Origin of the sequence: Mucilaginibacter gynuensis, from assembly GCF_039541195.1 — a bacterium.
Classification (GTDB): Bacteria; Bacteroidota; Bacteroidia; order Sphingobacteriales; family Sphingobacteriaceae; genus Mucilaginibacter; species Mucilaginibacter gynuensis.
Genome location: NZ_BAABFT010000011.1, coordinates 103,035 through 122,758 on the forward strand (window position 1 = coordinate 103,035; position 19,724 = coordinate 122,758).

The 19,724-nt window shown below is 42.7% G+C and carries 16 protein-coding genes; 9 read left to right on the top strand and 7 right to left on the bottom strand.

Annotated elements, in window-relative coordinates; genetic code table 11:
- Nucleotides 1-60: 60 nt before the first annotated feature.
- Entirely contained in the window at nt 61-348 is a 288-nt protein-coding gene (locus ABD894_RS19230) for a hypothetical protein (protein ID WP_345212697.1), read from the bottom strand.
- Between the two features lie 357 nt (nt 349-705).
- Here ABD894_RS19230 and ABD894_RS19235 point away from each other — a divergent pair, with 357 nt between their 5' ends.
- The 4 genes from ABD894_RS19235 to ABD894_RS19250 all read left to right on the top strand — a co-directional run bounded on the left by ABD894_RS19235 (nt 706) and on the right by ABD894_RS19250 (nt 5,607).
- The gene (locus tag ABD894_RS19235; RefSeq protein ID WP_345212698.1) at nt 706-1,602 is read left to right on the top strand and encodes an alpha/beta fold hydrolase; all 897 of its coding nucleotides are present in this window, start codon (nt 706-708) and stop codon (nt 1,600-1,602) included.
- Nucleotides 1,603-2,050: 448 nt separating this feature from the next.
- On the top strand, nt 2,051-2,920 hold the full coding sequence (locus ABD894_RS19240; protein WP_345212699.1) for an alpha/beta fold hydrolase: 870 nt from the start codon (nt 2,051-2,053) through the stop codon (nt 2,918-2,920).
- A gap of 142 nt (nt 2,921-3,062) precedes the next feature.
- On the top strand, nt 3,063-3,752 hold the full coding sequence (locus ABD894_RS19245) for a hydrolase (protein ID WP_345212700.1): 690 nt from the start codon (nt 3,063-3,065) through the stop codon (nt 3,750-3,752).
- 67 nt (nt 3,753-3,819) lie between these two features.
- On the top strand, nt 3,820-5,607 hold the full coding sequence (locus ABD894_RS19250; protein WP_345212701.1) for an amidohydrolase: 1,788 nt from the start codon (nt 3,820-3,822) through the stop codon (nt 5,605-5,607).
- A gap of 200 nt (nt 5,608-5,807) precedes the next feature.
- Here ABD894_RS19250 and ABD894_RS19255 read toward each other — a convergent pair whose 3' ends face one another.
- Nucleotides 5,808-7,127 (bottom strand): alginate export family protein, encoded by a 1,320-nt coding sequence (locus ABD894_RS19255; RefSeq protein ID WP_425562991.1) that lies wholly within the window; start codon nt 7,125-7,127, stop codon nt 5,808-5,810.
- 393 nt (nt 7,128-7,520) lie between these two features.
- Nucleotides 7,521-9,821: a histidine kinase dimerization/phosphoacceptor domain -containing protein gene (locus tag ABD894_RS19260; protein ID WP_345212703.1), complete on the bottom strand. Its 2,301-nt coding sequence runs from the start codon at nt 9,819-9,821 to the stop codon at nt 7,521-7,523.
- 633 nt (nt 9,822-10,454) lie between these two features.
- Between ABD894_RS19260 and ABD894_RS19265 the strand changes: the two genes are divergently transcribed.
- From ABD894_RS19265 to ABD894_RS19275, 3 genes are all read left to right on the top strand, one after another.
- Nucleotides 10,455-11,825, top strand: coding sequence for an RHS repeat-associated core domain-containing protein (locus tag ABD894_RS19265; protein WP_345212704.1), 1,371 nt, complete (start codon nt 10,455-10,457; stop codon nt 11,823-11,825).
- A gap of 4 nt (nt 11,826-11,829) precedes the next feature.
- Nucleotides 11,830-12,438 carry an imm11 family protein gene (locus ABD894_RS19270; RefSeq protein ID WP_345212705.1) on the top strand — a complete coding sequence of 203 codons (609 nt, stop codon included), beginning with the start codon at nt 11,830-11,832 and terminating at the stop codon, nt 12,436-12,438.
- 381 nt (nt 12,439-12,819) lie between these two features.
- Entirely contained in the window at nt 12,820-13,116 is a 297-nt protein-coding gene (locus ABD894_RS19275) for a hypothetical protein (protein ID WP_345212706.1), read from the top strand.
- Between the two features lie 358 nt (nt 13,117-13,474).
- On the opposite strand, the gene ABD894_RS19280 is transcribed toward ABD894_RS19275, so the two are convergent.
- The gene (locus ABD894_RS19280; RefSeq protein ID WP_345212707.1) at nt 13,475-14,245 is read right to left on the bottom strand and encodes a hypothetical protein; all 771 of its coding nucleotides are present in this window, start codon (nt 14,243-14,245) and stop codon (nt 13,475-13,477) included.
- Entirely contained in the window at nt 14,238-15,251 is a 1,014-nt protein-coding gene (locus tag ABD894_RS19285) for a type IV toxin-antitoxin system AbiEi family antitoxin (protein ID WP_345212708.1), read from the bottom strand. Before ABD894_RS19285 ends, ABD894_RS19280 begins: the two co-directional genes overlap by 8 nt.
- Before the next feature lie 460 nt (nt 15,252-15,711).
- Here ABD894_RS19285 and ABD894_RS19290 point away from each other — a divergent pair, with 460 nt between their 5' ends.
- Nucleotides 15,712-16,317 carry an AAA family ATPase gene (locus ABD894_RS19290; RefSeq protein WP_345212709.1) on the top strand — a complete coding sequence of 202 codons (606 nt, stop codon included), beginning with the start codon at nt 15,712-15,714 and terminating at the stop codon, nt 16,315-16,317.
- 389 nt (nt 16,318-16,706) lie between these two features.
- On the top strand, nt 16,707-17,015 hold the full coding sequence (locus ABD894_RS19295; RefSeq protein WP_345212710.1) for a hypothetical protein: 309 nt from the start codon (nt 16,707-16,709) through the stop codon (nt 17,013-17,015).
- Between the two features lie 30 nt (nt 17,016-17,045).
- Here ABD894_RS19295 and ABD894_RS19300 read toward each other — a convergent pair whose 3' ends face one another.
- Together ABD894_RS19300 and ABD894_RS19305 are read right to left on the bottom strand one after the other, a co-directional pair.
- Nucleotides 17,046-18,341, bottom strand: a complete 1,296-nt coding sequence (locus ABD894_RS19300) for a paraquat-inducible protein A (RefSeq protein ID WP_345212711.1) — start codon at nt 18,339-18,341, stop codon at nt 17,046-17,048.
- Nucleotides 18,342-19,658, bottom strand: a complete 1,317-nt coding sequence (locus ABD894_RS19305) for a paraquat-inducible protein A (protein ID WP_345212712.1) — start codon at nt 19,656-19,658, stop codon at nt 18,342-18,344.
- Nucleotides 19,659-19,724 lie beyond the last annotated feature (66 nt).

Below are 19,724 nucleotides of genomic sequence, written 5' to 3' on the forward strand. Positions count from 1 at the left end.
CGAATAAAGAAAACGACCCGGAAACCTGGCGCCATTATTTTTTGAGCGATACAGTGAGGTTTAAATTTCATAGCGGATTTTATCAATTTTTAGCCGGGTGAACCAGGTTGTGATTTTGATAAACGAATATACCGAATATTCACTTATAACAAGGAGAAGGCAGTGATGCCTTTTACTCATTACCATAAAGCCAGCATGTTTCCGGATTGATAAACGGGCGTTATGATACAATTTCATAACACCGGTTTGCAGCGCAGCACGATTTGGGTAGATGCCTGCAATGCCCTGAGCGCCATAATATGTGCGGCCATATTTTGCCGCATTTTTCACCAAATAGTTATGTGCCATATTCTCGGGGACGTAATTTGGCTAAAGCTACAAATAGCTACTTATTCAATATTAACCTGTTTCATCATAAGGCTTATAACAGTTATCACAAATATTATAGACGGCTCTATAAATCCGGTTAACGATCAGAAAACATTTGACGGAATGTTAAAGTATTTTAACGCTTTAACAAAGAATGCTTTGGTAATGAGCAGGAAAAAGTAATTGATGCACCTATTATAAAACTAATACCAGTTACTATATAAATGGTATACCAATGCATGCAGATCAACATAATTTTGACTGATATAGCTGAAGCGTTACGACTTAATTAGCCGCTTAATTACCCAAAGTCAACCACAATAATAAAACGAAAAAATGATGAGAATAGCTAACAATAATGATGCACTTTGCGTTCGCTACAATACAGTAAAGATTGGCAGCGTGGATCTCTTTTACAGGGAGGCAGGAGATCCCGATAAACCTACTATCTTATTACTTCATGGGTTTCCGTCGTCGTCGCACATGTTCCGCAACCTGATCGAACAGCTTTCTTCAGACTATCATTTGATAGCGCCCGATTATCCCGGTTTTGGTTACAGCAGCTGCCCGGATCCTTCCATATTTGATTACTCGTTCGATCATCTCGCAGAGATCATTGAGCAATTCATCGATAAGCTGAAGCTGCAGCATATCAGCTTTTACATGCAGGATTACGGCGGACCGGTCGGTTTCCGGGTAATTAAAAAAAGGCCGGAACTGGTTAAAAGCCTGATCATACAGAATGCCAATGTTTTTTTAGAAGGCCTTGGGCCTGATGTACAAAAGATTGGCGCGCTTACAGCGGCACAGGATTTCGCAGGCCTGGATGTAGCTATCGAGTATATGATGTCGTTAGAGGGCATTAAAGAGCAATATGTTTCCGGCACCTTGCACCCGGATCGTATCAGTCCTGACAGTTATTATATGGATCATTTCTTTTTCGGGCAGCCCGGAAGAAAAGCTGTTCAAAAAATCCTTTTTGCCAACTATGGCAGCAACTTCCCCAAATACCCGGAATGGCAGGCATATCTTAAGCAGCATCAGCCGCCCGTGCTGATCACCTGGGGTAAAAACGATACTATTTTTCCGGGCTCCGGCGCTTTAGCTTATCAAAAAGAGGTGCCCGGTGCAGAGATCCATTTATTTGACGGCAGCCATTTCTTGCTGGAAGAATATGGAACAGAAGTAGCACAGCTTATCAGATCCTTTTTACAAAAAAATGCCAGTCAATAATGCAATTAATTTGCCCTGAAAGCACCCCTGAAATCCCGTTAGTCGACAGGCGAACGGCCGTAAAAAGCAGGAGCGCTCGTAGTGTCAACACATCAATAATAACCACTGCGCCAAGTTTACTTCAATAAAGAAAAGACCGCCGGCCACGCCGGCGGTCTTTTCTTTTCTTCATCCAAAAATCTTTGAAAACTTATTTAAATAATGGATCGCCCGCCGGTTCAGATTGGATTTTACACGCTTGGTGAATTCAGCATAATACCGTAATGGAATTTGTGTTAAATTATTGTAAATGAATATTTTATGTAATATATCAATTTAATGATAACATGTATCATTAGCGTGATATACAAAATTTTTCGGAGGTGTCTACTTTTGAATTGTCGCCGGTAAGGATCAATAATCCGGCAAAAAATTATCCAGATATCTTAAATCACTAATCATTAAAATCATGAAAAATCAAACAACTTACGAGTTTATCGACATCAACGGAGTCAACATTTTCTATCGCGAAGCAGGGCCGAAAGATGCGCCAACGCTGGTATTGCTGCATGGCTATCCGGCATCGTCATTCATGTTCAGAAACCTGATCGACCAGTTATCAGACAAGTACCATTTGATAGCGGCTGACTACCCGGGTTACGGCCGCAGCGAGCAGCCGCCTATTGCCGAGTTTGATTATACATTTGATAATTACGCGTTAATTATTGAAGGGCTACTAAGCAAATTGAATATTACCAAATACAGCTTGTACCTTATGGATTATGGTGCGCCCGTGGGCTGGAGAATTGCTTCAAAACATCCGGAAAGGATAGAAACACTCATAGTGCAGAATGGCTGTGCTTATGAAGAAGGCCTGGAAACTTTTTGGGACCCATTCAAAGTTTACTGGGCAGACCATAGTAATAAAGAGGCCGAAAATACGCTAAGCACCTTCCACAATCCGGATGGCCTGAAATGGCAGTATACGCACGGTGTCGCCGACACTTCCGTGATCAGCCCGGATAATTGGGAAATGGACCTTCGCCATTTGGAAAGACCCGAGAACGGGCAGATACAACTCGATATGTTCTACAATTATGGCACTAACCCGCCAAAGTACCCTGTATGGCAACAGTACTTTCGCGACCATAACCCGGAGATGCTGATCGTGTATGGAAAGAACGATTATATTTTCCCGGTAAGTGGCGCTGAAGCTTACAAGAAAGACGTCAAAAATCTGGAATACCATCTGTTCGACGCCGGTCACTTCGCCCTGGAGAGCCACGGCGATGAAATAGGAGAGAAGATTAAAGATTTCCTGGGTCGTAAAGTTAAGTAATAATACACCTCAACCTGGATTAAGACAAGTCTCCCGCAAAATGGCGGGAGGCTTACTATGTCTGATCCTCCATTCACTTCAAAAGGGAGTACTCCCTAATCTACCTGACACAAAACAATTACACACCATTAAAAATACAACAATGAAAAAGTTAATCTTATCATCAATACTTGCCCTTACATCGTTATGCTGTTTTGCTCAAAAACCAAGCCCGGCATTATTAAATCCAACAAATCACACGTTGGTATTGATCGATTATCAAAGTCAAATGGCATTTGCAACCAAAAATATCACTATTGAACTATTGCGCAGCAATACCGGGCTCGTTGCAGGTGCTTCAAAAATATTCAATATACCTACAATAGTAACAACCGTTGCTGCAAAGTCGTTTAGCGGCCCGGTATTTCCGGAAGTGACGGACTTCTATCCTCAGGCCACTTCCAACTTTCTCGACCGAACTACTATGAACAGTTGGGAAGATGCCAATGTATACAAGGCAATTGGCGCCAAGGGTAAAAAAACTATCGTTTTAGGCGGTTTATGGACAAGCGTTTGTATTGTTGGCCCTGCATTATCAGCAATTAACGACGGATATACCGTGTACTTTATTACAGATGCTTGCGGTGATGTATCTAAAGAAGCGCATGACCAGGCAGTTACCAGGATGGTACAGGCGGGTGCCCACCCTATCACCTCCATGCAGTATTTGCTGGAATTACAGCGTGACTGGGCCCGGTCCGAAACCTATAAAGCCACTACCGACCTGGTTAAAAAATACGGGGGCGCTTATGGTATTGGTATTCAATACGCACAGGAAATGATGAAGCACTAACAACTAACAATTGATACAAAAGGCGGAAGATGATTCCGCCTTTTTGTATTCTAAAAAACATACTCGTATGAAACCTTCGTTTATTACAATCATCATATTCCTTGCTTTTACAAGCATACTTTATGCCCAGCAAAAGGCCGACCTGATCATCACCAATGGCAATTTCATCACCCTTGATGATCAGCATGCTACAGCAGAAGCGATTGCCATTGCCGGTAACAAGATACTTGCCCTGGGTAACAACCGGCAGATCCTTCGTTTTAAACGTGCCGGGTCGCGAATAATAGATGCTAAAGGTAAAACAGTGATTCCGGGTATTTATGATTCGCATCTTCATGTGATACGCGGAGGACGATTCTATAATACGGAGTTACGATGGGATGGCGTAAAAACACTGAAACGTGCCTTGGCTATGCTTAAAGAACAGGCAGCTCGTACACCTGATGGTCAATGGGTAAGAGTGGTAGGAGGATGGACCGAGTACCAGTTTGAGGAGAAACGCATGCCTACGTTGGCCGAGATAAATGAAGCGACAGGCAATACGCCCACCTTTATCCTTTACCTGTATGGCCAGGCTTATTTAAATAAAGCGGGAATTGAAAAACTGGCTATTTCCGGTGATACACCAAATCCTGCGGGCGGTCTTATCCAAAAAGATCAGTCAGGGCAGCCAACCGGCCTTTTGGTAGCAGAGCCCAGTGCTTTTATCCTGTACTCCACGCTTTCGAAACTGCCCGAATTAAGTGAGGAAGAAAAATTTAATTCTACTAAACTATTCATGTCCGAGCTTAACTCCCTTGGCGTTACCAGTGTGATGGACGCAGGCGGAGGCTTTCAAAATTTCCCTGATGATTATGCTATTACCGATTTGTTAGCCAAAAAAGGTGAGCTGACCGTTAGGCTGCCATATTATCTTTTCGCGCAGAAACCCGGTACCGAGCTGCAGGATTATATCAAGTGGATCAGTATGGTAGAGATTACGGAACACAGCGTGGATAACCATGCGGATAATCAACCAACTGAATATTATATTCAGGGGGGCGGGGAGAATCTGGTGTCGTCGGCGGGCGATTTTGAGAACTTTATTAAGCCGCGCCCAGAACTCCCTGCTGTGATGGAGGGGCAGTTGAAAGCGGTTATATCAGAACTTGTTAAACATCGCTGGCCTTTCAGGCTGCATGCTACTTACAACGAAAGCATCAGTCGCTTCCTGAATGTGATAGAACAGGTCAACAAAGAAACAGCGCTGAATGGACTTACCTGGTTCTTTGATCATGCGGAAACTGTGAGCGATAAAAACCTCGACAGGATTAAGGCGTTGGGTGGAGGTGTAGCGATTCAGGACCGTATGGCATTCCAGGCAGAAACCTTTATCTCCAGATATGGTAAAAATGCCGCGCTTAACACTCCTCCTGTACGCAGCATGATAGAGAAGGGCATCAGGGTAGGCGGGGGAACCGATGGAACGAGGGTTTCCAGCTACAACCCATGGATCGGTATTTATCAGTTCGTCACCGGAAGATCAGTAGGCGGAATTGAATTTACTGCAAAGGAAAACCGTCTTGACAGGATTGCGGCACTGAAATTATACACCCAGGGCAGTGCTTCTCTGATCCATCAGGAACAGAGTAGGGGAATGCTTAAAAAAGGCTATTTGGCCGATCTGGTAATCCTTTCGGCCAATTACCTGAATGTGAACGAGGAAGATATAAAGAATATCCGATCAGAATTGACTATTTTAAACGGTAAAGCAGTTTACGGTTCCGGTGAATTAAAACAATATGCACCGGTAGTGCCAAAGGCACTGCCAGCCTGGAGCCCGGTAAACTTTTACGGAGGGTATCAACATCAATAGGCATTGGCAGTTCTGGCAGATCAGGAAAAATAAAAAGCGAAAAGGCAATACTTTAAATCAAAGTAATTGCCTTTTTTTTGATCCGGTAATTCTAAGGTACTTCGGATGAATCAACTTGGGTCCTACGTTACGATACCAATGGTAAGTAATAATGATGGTTATTTCAACGGGAATGCGTAATCAGATACTGACCCGAATAATTAAAATTTAAATGATAACTGGGCATTAAAATATTTAGAGTTCGCCCAAAGTGGCTTAATATCTTTTATAAAACCACCTACCTTAAAATATTGTCCCCCGCAGCTCAGGGAAAGATACTTGTTAAATTGAAAGTCTGCGCTGAGCAAATAGGTTGTGCCAATAAAGCGATGGCCGGAGCCTGATCCGGTGGTATTAAAACTGCCGCTTGGCCGGTATAATCCATCTTGTAACGAATACCTCCAGTTGAACACCAAGTCCCCCTGCATAGATAACCTGTCGGTGATAGCGAGGATCAAATAAGGGTGGATATCGATCAGGTTTGATGGGCCTATTAATGGATTAAAGCCAAAATAGCCACCTTTTGGATACAAGGGATTAAAGGTCTGCAACTTTCCGTCACCGTTATGTTTATCCCCGGATATATAATCATTTCGAAGATTGATGGATGGTTTAAACTTAACGTCATCAAACGTATAACCCAGTTCGATGGCTGTTGTCCAGGCACTGATATTTCCTTCCCCGAATTTTCCAAACTGGTAGGCCGCTTCTAAATTATAAGTGAATCCTTCACTGTTTTTCCAATAACGTGCGGCCAGCGTATGCCTAATCTCTCGTTCCCTGCCTTCTTCAAATTCTGCATTGTCGCGCCTGGTACCCAGGTAATAAAGATCGAGATTTCTTGCTTTTTTAAGTTTGATATTCGAATAAGTACCCCAAAGGTTGGCCTGGCGGTTGGTACGATTGTCAAATACACCAAAATTGATTTCATCAGCAGCCATAACAAAAGCGTCTAAAGCAAAATAAGGCGTGGTGTACAGTAGCTTTGCCCCGGTAAAATACTGACGGGTAGTATTACCATCCCGAACGGAGATGAGCCTGCCCGACCCATAATTGATCTCCTGGCGACCCAGCCTGAAAGAAAGCTGGTGCTCAGGATCTTTTAGGATTTTATATTCCCCGAATAAGTTCTGAACATTGAGCTTATCTTCATCAGTAGGCCCGGGGCGATATTTACTACCGCTTTCAAGGGCGCTGTTCAATTGAGCGAATAACCTAAACCGGGAACCTGCATGGAGATCTGCATGTAACGAATAACGCTGAAGAATGGAATAATTATAACCTTGATCTTTGATCCAGTCTTCATCAATCTTTCCCCCGAATTCATTCCTGATCTCGCCACCGAAACTCAGATGTATACTATTATCAGTTGTAACCGGCAGAAATTTTAATTTATTGTAAAGGCTTTTACTTGAATCCTTCAGAGAACTATAATCTTCATTGTAACGCAACAGCTTAAAACTTTGCGCTTGCAAGGGCACCGCCCGTAATAATAATAAAATGAATAAAGCAATTGTTCGGCAGATATATTTGATAGGGGGCATGATCTTGTTAAACTTTCATCGATCCTGACAGCAAATGACAAACTGCTCTTGTATAATTTATTTCAATTTGGTTAGATTACTTGCCGCCACTTTTCATTGATAAAGTTACCGTTGCTTCAACCCGAAATAATAGTATATAACTGATAAGAGTTATCAGTAATTTGTTACGTACGTTGCTCTAAGTGATTGTGGTACATGGTCATTGACTGAGCCGTGGCAGCAAAGATGTAATTCTTAATAAACACACTGTTTATCAGCTTTTGGGAAATATATTTTTTACTTGATCAATATATCTGATAAAAAACGATTGGTAAATTAACCCTTTACCTTTTAGTTGTTAAGCAGTTGCGCCTGAAGGACGGGGATTTCAACAGGGAATTTTAAGGTAATCGTTAGTCCATTATTGTTTTCGGCAGTAAATGTGCCTTTAAGTTGTGCGGTCAATCCTTTTAAAAGCGTTATTCCGAGTGTTTTTGTACTGGCTAAACTGAACCCCGCCGGCAAACCTACTCCATTATCACTGATCTGCATTTCTATAAACTTTCCTGTTTGTTTAACGAGGATGGTAATTGTGCCTGCTTGATCATTTGGAAATGCGTATTTCAAAGCATTGGTAACAATCTCATTTAATATGATACCTACGGGTATTGCCTGTGAAACATCAAGCGCGATATCATCAATGTGGCATGCTATCGTGATATTGTTAATTTTTTTATTTAAGGAGCCATCCAGCGAATAAATCAATTCTTTTATATATGACGAAAGGTTGATTTGTGTAGAGTGCTCGGTTTTGTATAATTGATCGTGAATAAGCGCTATAGACCGAACCCGGTTTTGGCTTTCTAAAATAGCTTGTTGTGCTCTTTCGTTTGACATGTATACAGATTGTGACTGCAACAGGTTCATCACGATCTGCAAATTGTTTTTAACCCGATGGTTCACCTCTTTTAAAAGCAGATCCTTTTCTAACAATAACCTGTCCTTATCTTCAAGAAGTTGGGTTTTATCTATTACCAGGTATTGAAGAGCAATATTCTTTTGATCTATCTCCAACTTTTGCCGCGTGAGTAATGCGTTACTGCGTTGCTTCAATCTGTAACGACTGTAAATTAAACCGGTGATTGTCAAAAGCATGATACAGCCGCCAATGGTTACCTGCTGTATCAGTTTATTGCGCTTCAGTTTGCTGTGGTTTATCTGTGCCTGCCGGGTGAGCGAGTCGATATGCCGGTTTTTCTCCAATGTTTCATTTTCAACATGCAGCAAGGATAGCTGGTAAGTTTTTGAAACATTGTCTATCGAATCTTTGATCGCTTTTTCTTTAAGAAAGTGCACCATGGCAGATTTTTTGTCTCCGTTAAGTGACACCAATTGATAGTAACGGTATTCGGCTGTTCTGATACCTGCGGCATAATTTAATTTGTGGGCTATCCTGGCATATAACTCCGTATAGCGATAAGCCTGCTTTACCTTCCCCGTCTCGGAATAATAGGAAGCGAGCGAGTTATAAACGTTCATTAGTTCTTTTACATTTTCAGGATAGATTTTTGGTAACAAATCTTCCAATTCCTGCACATATTGGGCAGCCTGCTCAAACTGTTTCGCATAGATAAGATCATTTAAAAACTCTAATGTTACCGCCAGTTCTTTCAGGAAACCTCCAGGCCGGGCTTTCATTTCATTGAGTATGGCTAGTGCTTTGGGTAGTTGGTTCGTATGGGTATATACCAAAGCCAGCGCAAAAGCCCCGGAGCGGATAAAGCCCTCATCATTGTAACGTTTGGCCATATTAATTGCCTCTTTGCAATAGGGGATTGCCCGGTGATAATCGTGCATCTTAATATAGGTGGAAGCGATAAACTGATTAATCACACAGGCTTGCAAAGTAGTATCATTAACCTCTCGTGCTGTTTGTATAGCTAACAAATTGTACTTTAATGAATTATTGTAATCCCCTAAATTAAAAGAGATCCTGCCTATGTTCCAGTAAATTCCCTCAACGGTCCGGCGGCTTACCCCTTTACCCAAATTTAAAGCTTCGAATAAACACCTTAAACCCTCAGTAATCCGGTCCGCCTGAAATAAGAGGTCTGCATTTGCTGTCAATAAAAAAGAAAGCCAGGTTACATTCTTGTTCTGCCTAAATATAGTGATCGCTTTGTTTATATATAGTATCCGTTTTTGAAGCAAGACGGGATCGGAGGTTGTTAAATGTTGTGCTATCAGGTGGTATGACCTTGCCTCGCCGTCACTATTGTGGTGCTTTTTGGCGAAGGCAAGCGCGCTTTCAGCTATCCTGACACCGGTTTCCCCGTCACCCCGGTTATAATAGGTCTCCACGCTCAACAGCATGGCATTAATTATTCCAAAATGATAGTTGAGCCGGCGGCTCAGGTTCCCGGCCTGGGCTGCCAACCTTATCGCTGTATCTATATCGTTGTTGTTTTTGGTAGGCTTCAAAAGTACTAAATGCCCCAAAGCCAGTTGTAATTGAACCTTCGTTGTATCATCTGTACTTGTTGCCAGTTTTTGCCTTAATACAGGCAAAGGCAGTTCATCCAAACTACTGGTTTGCGCCAGTGCAGGTATTGCAAAGTAAAGTAAGAAAATGCATAACAATGCGTTTCTCATTAATTGTTTCGGTTATAGGTGTAAATACATCCTGAGCTTTTATTCCCCGAATATAATACAATAGCAATTAAGATAAGAAATCATAAATATATACAGGCTTGCCTACTGCGGTGTCTCGCTTAAGGGGCTGTTCCACTACAAACACTTTGTTGTTCCTTCACTGGATTTCCAATCACACTACCAGGGACATCTCCTGAGTACCGATGAACCAACGCTTGATTTTGAACAGCTTAAATAAGAAATTTAATACGTTCTTATCCTTTAACTAAAAAGCCACGTTTAATTTAAATATAAGTATTACTACTTCACTTTATCAAGTCTTCAATTCAGCCTCGTAAATAGCATGGCAAGCCCTCCGGGCCGGGCTATACGCTGTATCTGCTACGCAGGATGTCGCTGCTATCCTTCTTGCGAAGAGAAAATGGTTATGTTTTTTCCTGGCGCGTGAGATCTATTCCATTAACGTGTTAACGCAAAGCTATTCAATTGGAGGATTTAATCGCCTGCGGCTCCAATGGCATTTATTTATATAATCAATTACTATTTTAAACGAAACGGGTAAAAAGCGCAGCTAAAATCAAGCCCGGATCTGTCGTGAGGTTTGCAAAAGACCCGAACAAGGGTATTTCCACGGTGATCTATAATAATTTTGATCTACCTGCTACGGTTACATTTAGCGATGGTCGTTCTGTCACCTATCAATACGATGGGGTTGGAAATAAATTAACGATGACAGCAGTATCCGGTGGAAGTACAACGACCATTGATTATGTTGGAGCAGTACAGTATGAGCAAGGGCAGCTGTCATTGATATTTACCGATGAAGGTGTCGCCCGGAAAAATGGCACCAATTATCGTTATCAATATATCCTCACCGATCACCTGGGGAATGCGCGGGTTGTCATTCAGCCGGAGTATCCGAATGAAACGGTTGCCAGTGTGTTACAAATTAACAACTATTATCCATTCGGACTGCGAATGGGTTCAAATGATGCGTCAATCCTGATCGGCTATTCTGGGGGCGATAATAACCGTTATCAATTTAATGGTAAGGAAATACAGGAAGTTACAAATACCTATGATTTCGGGGCACGATATTACGACCCTGCAACCGGCCGATGGAGCGCCCCTGACCCTGCCAGTCAATTTGCGGAGCATTCACCATATGCTGCTATGGGCAATAATCCAATGGCCCGTATTGATCCTGATGGCAGGTGGCATATATTGGTCGGTGCACTTGTGGGAGGAATAGGTAATCTTGCCATTCATGCTATGCAAGGTAAAGTCAAAAGCTTTAAAGACGGCTTTGCGGCATTTGGGATTGGAGCCGTAGCGGGTGCAGTTACTGCTGCTACATTTGGCACTGGTAGCGCATTGGTTGGTGGCACGAGCGCTGTTAGTGCGATAGCCAATTCAGCAGCCACGGGTGCTGTAATGGGAGCGACAGGAAGCACCATTCAAGGTGTCGGTAATGCTCTATATTTTGGCGATTCGTTTGGGCCACAGGATGTTCTAACTGGGGCTATAACAGGGGGCGTAGTCGGGGCAGCAGCAAAAGGAATTCAAATAGCCATAGCCAGTAAGTCAGCGTTCGTTACAGCCAATGGAGTAAAACAGGGAGCGCCGTCGCAGACAGAATTGGATGATGCGCAAGCGATCAATGATGCATTTCGCCAGGAAGCTGATGATATAGCTAATGGTGGGGTTAAATTTACAAGTAATAATTATCGATCTAATCTGGCAGCTAGTACCGGAATTAATCCAGCAGACGCACACGCTCATCATGTGTTTTCTCAAAAATTTAGTGCTGAGTTTTTAAGAAGAGGAATTAATATAAATGATCCAAAGTATTTAACCTGGTGGAATGCAACTAATCATTTGCAAAGTGCTAGAGCATATAATATGGCATGGGAAACTTTTTTAAGAAGTAATCCAACACGTTCCCAAATTTTGACTTTTGGCCGTGAATTAATGAGTAATTTTGGCCAAACTGTAAGATATTAATAATATGGTTATCAACAACTTTTTTACTGTCGAGAGCAAGCTGCTTTCATCGTCTTTTCAAGCCGCACCAGTTGGACTACCCCATGAAGATGAAAATAGGTTATATGGTGAACACAAATTAATACAGGGTGATTATAGTGATATAACATTCCCTGTAATTTTTAAATATTCATCAGGTAATAAACTCAACGATGTAATAGATACGGGATGGGCAGGCTTGTATTTAATATCAAATAAAATGCTTACAATTCTGGAGGAAAATAATGTTTCTGGTTTTAAAGCTTATCCATCTTTAATAATTGACAAATTGGGAAATCCAATAAAAGGCTATCACGGATTTTCGGTTACTGGACGGTGTGGAGCAATCGACTATGAGAGGCCGGAAATTATTGAAAAGAGCTTTGTCCCCAACGGACCTTTAGTCAGATTTTACAAAGGTTTATATGTTGGTTTAGATCAATGGGATGGAAAAGATATTTTTTTGCCTGAGGGAAACTTCAATATAATAATAAGCATGCGGGCGGCTGAGGTATTAAAAAAAGCTAAACTAACAAATTTAGTATTTAGGAATCTAGCTGATATCGAAACTCCGTTATTTGGAGTTCTTAAATAATAACTAGGTAAAAATCATTTTAATATAGATGATATAACAAACGTTCAACTATAATTGTAGGAACCAAAAGCTTAGTTATTAATAAAGTAACTAGTTAGGAATTGTTTCAGATTTATTCGACACCGGAGTTTTAATTTGAACAATTATTTATTCAGCAGGAAAGATAGTACCTAGTCCATATTAACGAAGCTATGAATACACAAATATATTTTTTCGCCACGCAAATATTCAATATTTAACTTCTATAATAGTCATGGACAACTTTTGTTGCGTTCACAAAAAGATGAGAATGAAAAATATAATAGTGATATAGAAAGACTGTCTATATCCGTCCTTAATCTGTTACGAAAGCTCGATGTAATGGAAGAAACGTCCAAAAGCATGAAACCCTATTTCGGGAAGCGATTAGATGGTACAGGACCGGAAGAACTGAACATTGCTTTCGATGACATGGAAAGTGTGCGCTTGCAATTTCTGGAAGAACTCAGGGATCTGGCAGACAAAGTGGATCTGACATTACCCGTGTGCCGGTCGTCATTGGATCCAGACATCTTGTTCATAGATAAAAATATTTACCTCATTGAGATATTCGCCATGTATGGTGCAATATTAACTACTGGATGTGTCTGTAATAAAAATGAAATTTACAGGAGTGCTGTAACACTGTTTTCTGATTAAAAATCAAATTTTTGCCGTGAGTAAGTATATTTGGATATTCCGGAGCCATTGATCACCGCCTTCCGAAAAAGAGGCAAATGTGTTCTATTACACTTTGACCATGATAAGTACTTGATTTGAAGCTTTGAGTTTATCATTCAACAACACAACACCTTGATCTGATTAGCACGGAATAGGATGATTAAGAATGCCAGAATCTCCAGTATTGATATGATTTTCAGTCAATTATGGATAATTAAAAAAACGACTCACCGAATGACTCACCCGTTTTTTTTCACAAAAAACGGGTCGCAAATCTTACCTGAAAATAGCCGTTTTCCAGTAAACTTACTAGTGCTTTTTTGCAGGATTTCGATACTTACCCGTCATTCAATCCGTCGAGCATCGCCCTCCACCAAGTGGTCGGTCTCTTGGCTAAAATACCTTTCAGGCGTTCTTCCAATATCGCCGATCCGGCAAGCAGTGTTTTGATCTTCCGTCCGATCACCCTGGAGCAAACCAATTGCAAATAATCGCTTTCGCCGGTATCGTACATGAACATGGTATCAAAATGTTCTTCATAGATATACCCGTCATACAGGTCGAAATAAAAGTTGATGATATGTTCGATATCGGAGATATCCTTTGTCCGTTCCGGGCGGTCATCATTGGAGATGAGCTTGAGCAGGATGATCCCCTCCATCGTGGAGATCTTAACCGTTAGTTCTTCATTTACCACCAGGTCTTTGACGAAAGGATAGATTTCCCTGAAGCCTGGCATATTGATCACGAAGCGCGGGTCGGTCAAATGAACGTGCCGGTCCGGCTCCTCTATATCTCCAAAAGGCAACAGATCTACTTCCAGCGCCTGTTTATAAATAAGTTTGATATTTTCCGTAGGATGCAGTTCAAAGTTTCCGGTCGCTGCCAGGGCCTGCTTCAAAGCGCGGAATTGTCCCTCATCGTTAATATGGATGGCGAGGTCCACATCGTTTGTTTTGCGATAGGCTGCTGAATTCGGGTCGGCGCTCAGGTGGATATCCCGGGCGACCGCGCCGACGATATAATAATCGATCCCGAATTGTTCAAAGACCGCTGCCATATCGTGCAGCATCTCAGCGATTGCCGGGTGTAACAGGTGTTCAGTCAAGGTATTTGGCTTTAATGCGTTCAGCGGCTTCCCGGTCCCTGCTGTCGTATTTGGTTATTAGTTCGGCAAACGCCAGCAGTGGTGGAACCGTAGCCTGTGTATTATCATTTTCTTCATCGCGCCAGAATTGCTGCAGCATCTCCACCGGGCCATTGGGGTCCGGAACAAGTTTCAGCTTTTTCATCATATCTACCCGGTTTCCGGTAATGTATATCGTGAATCTTTCGGGATGCAGGAAACCGGTCATCAGTGCCGCCGCATTCTCTCCGCCCCATTTAAAATCCACTGTTTTAAGTTCCCGCCAGTTTTTGATGTTGTTCTGGTCCATAAAACGAAAATTACCGATCCACTCCCTGGGCCGGAGGTTGGCCTCGTAGGCTTCTGCCCAACGTTCCATCAATCTTGTATTTTGCTCGATAAAAAAGCCCTTCGTATTGTTGATGATCCCATCCCGTAAAAAACCTTCTTTACGCAGCTCTTCCAGATACCCGCCTATATTTCCTAGGGCGATTCCGGCCTCATCGGCAATTTTCCGGTAAGGACCGTTCAATAAGTCCGGGTGACGCAGGATCGCGAACAGAAATTTAAGACCGGCCATTTTCCATAGCTTGCCCTCGGCGGGTAAACGGGTCGCGGTGACTTGCTGGTCATTTATGTATAAGAATATTTCAGCTGTTTCAATATAACAGTTGCCTGCTGCTTCCAGATAATTGATCTTTAATTCCCTGAGTTGGGCTTTTAACGGCATGGGAATATATTGGCAAACCAGCAGGAATTCCTGTACTGTTTCTGTTTTTAGTTTTTGCACAGCCGGGATATGATTAATGCGCAACTCATTTCTTACTTCTATTATGAATACCGTGTTGCGTGTTCCAAAAGTCAGTTCGACGGTCGCGTCGATCTCTTTCTTACCTGGATGCTGCGGATCAGGCAAATAGGTTACCGTACCGCCGGTCAGCATGGTCAGCTTTTCTATTGCCTGATGGAGAATATCGAGCGCTTTCATGTTCATTATATTTGGATGTTCATGACTCATGAACATCCAAATATAATGAACAAACTTTGTTATTCCAATATTGCGTTCATATTATTAATGCGTTCATGGGTCATGAACATATTAATAATATGAACATGGTCAAGCCGCAAAATATATTGATAAGAAGGATTCTCTATGTATCCGGAAAATTTCCGAGTTGAAAGTTTAAAACTGCAAGCCTTAAACTAATACAAGTTAAGATACGGGTCCCGTGTCTTTTTATCGTGCTCCACTGTGATGTTTTGTACAATTCGATAGAAATCAACAACCTAAAATATTGCAATTTCTTTAAAAATCTGAAATACCAAAAAAATATTTTTTTCTTCAATCCGACTCGGATAACATCGGACACATTTGCGGGGTAGCCTGTCCAGATTTGCTGAACAATTATTCAAATGAATAATTGTGTCAACCACATAAAAAATACATCATGGCAAAAATCATCACGTTGGCGCATCAAAAAGGAGGCGTTGGAAAAAGCACCCTGGCGTTGAATCTTGCACTGTGTTTTAAGGACCAGTTGAAGGTGGCCCTGATCGATTCCGATCTGCAGGGCAGTATTTATCATTTAAAAGAAGACTTTCCGGATCTTGATATTCTGGCCCCGGAAAAGATCAGTGAAATCCCCCTGCTGGAATATGACCTGATCATCGTGGACACCCCTCCTTATTTGTCAAACCGTCTGAACGAATTGTTTAACTATTCTGACTATGTACTGGTACCTACAAAAGCTGGTTTTTTTGATGTCATGGCTATCAAATCAACGTTGGCGCTGATTAAGTATTCACAAGCGCAGAACCCAAAACTAAAATCCGGTATCGTGCTGAACATGATCAAGCCCAGATCGGGCATTACCGGGGAAGTCGTGACACTTCTTGAAACATTTGGAACACCTTTACTGAGGTCCCGCATTTTCGACAGGGTCAGTTTGGCACGTTCATCCATGACTGCCGGCATCTTAAAAAGTACGGATCAAAAGGCCATCGAAGAATTGACATCTTTAGCTGAAGAAATCGTCGGACTGGTCAGTGAATAAATGCAGCAATGAATATTGGTTCAAATGTTCATTTGAATAAACCTGCAAATAGGGAAATGTAGTTTTATCTAAATGTTCAAATGCAGAAAGCTGGCAATGTTCAATAACGCATTAACAGTTAAGTCCAAATATCATTGCTATTCGAAGACACCTGCAAATAATCATAATGCTTACCGTTATTGGACATTCCGACATGCTTGATCATTCAATTCCGTGCGAATCAGACCAAGGTATCGTTTTGTTTAGAAATAAATTCTAATTTACAAATCAGTTACTTAGCATGGTCAAAGTGTTACGGAACAACTTATCCTCTTTTTCCGCACGCGGTGATCAGTGGCTCCAGAATGTCCAGATAAATACCTATATCCAAGCTAAATTAAACACATAAAATGTTAACTATTTCCACTTGTTTCTACCTGCTGTTCTTTTTAAGATTATTAACGATTTTTATCTCGGCTAATACCGAAAAGAAGTTGAAGCGCCTCGGTGCCATAGAAATGGGTGTTACAAACTCCAGATTTTTAGTCGCTGCGCATTTTGCCTTTTATGCGGCTGCACTTACGGAAGGCTATCGGAAAGGAGCCTTTTTTAATGATCAATATACATTAGCAGGAATCTGTCTTTATGCCTTTTCCATCGCGATTCTTTATTATGTGATTTATGCTATACGTCATGTTTGGACGGTTAAGTTTAAGTAACTAATTGTAAATCAAGAATGAACATTTAACTTAATGTAGCTGATCATTTGACGAAACGCGCTTCAGGATTTGTGAAAGAATAGCCGCAAAGACGACATAACCCGCAAAAATATAAAATCCCGGCTGAAGTGAAGTACCGTTATCGGTCATGACCTGTAAGGTCTTGTCCTGAATATTCAGCGCGGATAACTGGCTTTTTAAGATACCGTTTAACCCGATATAGGTCATGAGCATGCCGACCACCATTACATCGGCCATATCCCATTTGTGCAGTTCAAAGGTCAGGTATCGCACCACGACATTTTCCGCGATCTTTTTAGGGCTCAGTACATAAATACCCTTGGCGATCAATCGAAGAAGTGGCAGTACCAGGATAAATAATAAGATCAATATACCCACCACGATGGTATCCGGTTTCGGCTGTGAGAGGAGCGTTCCCACGATCCCGGCAATACTTTTGCTTTGATAGAACAGCACCTGGTTTTGAAATATGATCTTTTCACCCAGTAACTGCAATTCAAGTGACCGGATGCGCGCATCGACCTCGATTACCGGGATCACACTCCCGGTCACCAGCAGCAGCAGGGCAAAAAGCAAGGCGAATACAAACAGTACCGTCTGCAACTGCACCTGTTTGCGCAAGGCAAACCATAAGGTCAAGGCCGCGAGAATGCTACCGATCAAACCGGCTACATAAATGATCTGTTGCGTATCGATCAGTGCCAGTTGCCCGTTGATGCGTTTATTAAAAGCAACAGGATTCGAAACCTTATATTTCTGATACATGTATTTCGTCACGGTGTCATTGGCTACCCGTACGCTGTCATAAATCTGGGAGGTCAGTTGCGTAACCTTGCTGCCGGCAATTCGTTTCAGCCTTCGCTCACTTTTCGGGCTGGCCACCTTTGCCACGATTGTCCGGGCAAAAGGGCGCACCTGCGCCTGTAGTTCCGCTGAATCAACCAGCGCGTTAAAGGCCAGCTTTTTCAACTTACCGCCCAGGCTTTTTTGCGGACGGTTGATCTCATTGACCGTTTTGCGCACCAGGCCATGCATTTCCTTTTCCACCGTGGCTTGCAGGTCTTTTTTCTGCGCCGGTGTAATATGGAAATCATGCAATTGGCTCCTGATCACGACCGAGATACGATCCTGCCAGGCATCGATCGAGAAAAGCCCGAGGCTGACGCTGTTAGACAAACTGTAATCTTCTTTGAGGCTTTCCCGTTCTGCCGAAAGCGCGTCAAGTTTGTACGCGGAAAATACGCCAATGGCCAGCAAAAAGCTTAGCCCTAACAATAAACTAATGGTGGCAAATGAGTATTTCATTTAGTGAGCGTCGTTAGGCGTGATGTATTTCAAGATGGTCGATAAAATGAGACCGTACAGCACGAAACTGATGAAGATGATATACCCGGGCTGAAGCGCGGTATTGTTCGTCGAGATCAGCGTCAGATCCTGCGAGCGGATATTCAATAAAGCCAGCTGACTATTCAGCAAACCGTTTAACCCGATATAGGTCATCAGGATCGCGATAACGATTACGTCGGCCATACTCCATTTCCCGGACTGAAAGGCAAAATATTTTACGATCCGGTGCTCCGCGATACTTTTCCGGCCCAGCAGGTGCACTCCGGTCGAACTCAGTTTCAGCACCGGGAACAGGATACTAAATGACAGGATCAGGATACCGACCCCGATGGAATCAATGGCCGGCTGTTTGATCAGTACCTCTACCACACCCAGGATACTTTTGCTTTCATAAAACAATACCTGGTCTTTGAACAGTACATGCTCACCCAGCAGCGTAAAATCCAGCGTGCTGATCCGGCAATCCACCTCGATCATCGAAGCGCTCAAACCGACCCCCAGCAAAATAAAAGCGAAGAGCAAAGAGAGGATGAACAGCGTGGTGTGCAATTTGACCTGTTTGCGCAGGAACCACCATAAAGCCAGCACAATGACAATGCAGCCCAGTATCAAAAAGCAATAGCGGTACATCTCGGCGCGTATCGCTGTCAGTAAATGATCCAGTTTGCTGTTCAGGGCAGGGGTGGAGCCCACCTGATATTTACGGTACATCTTATCAAACAGCTGGTGATTCGCGCGTAAAGCGCTGTCAATAGGCTTAGCCTGCTGCAGATCGCTGAATTTGGACATGGCCAGGTCGCTCAACTTAGCCTTTTGTTCCGGGTTGTCGGCTTTGGCGATAATATCACGCGCCATGGCCGGTACCCCGGCTTTGATCTTATCCGTATTGACAAAAGTTTTGACCGCCAGTTTCCGGATCTTGCCTGCCAGGCTTTTCGGCTTTTTCTCCACCATTGCTTCCGCTTTGGCAATCAGCGCGTACAGTACTTCTTCGATCTCGGTCTGCAATTCCTTCTTCTGCAGTTTCGTCAACTTAAAATGTTTGACCTGCCGTGTGACCACCCCGGCGATCTCATCCTGCCACTGGTCCACGGACAGTAAACCATAAGCAATACTGTTGACCTCGGCATGATCCGCTTTGATCATTTCCTGCCGCGCCGATAACTCGTGAAGCCGGTAGCCAAAGAAACTCTCTGCGGCCAGTAAGACCAGCAGACCAGCTATTAATAGCAGTTTCGCGGTAAAGGGACTTAATCGGGAGGTTGTAGCAGGCAATTGGTCGGATATTAATGTGGGTATATAAACCCATAAGGTGACGGATGGTTTTAGCCAAAAGCATTT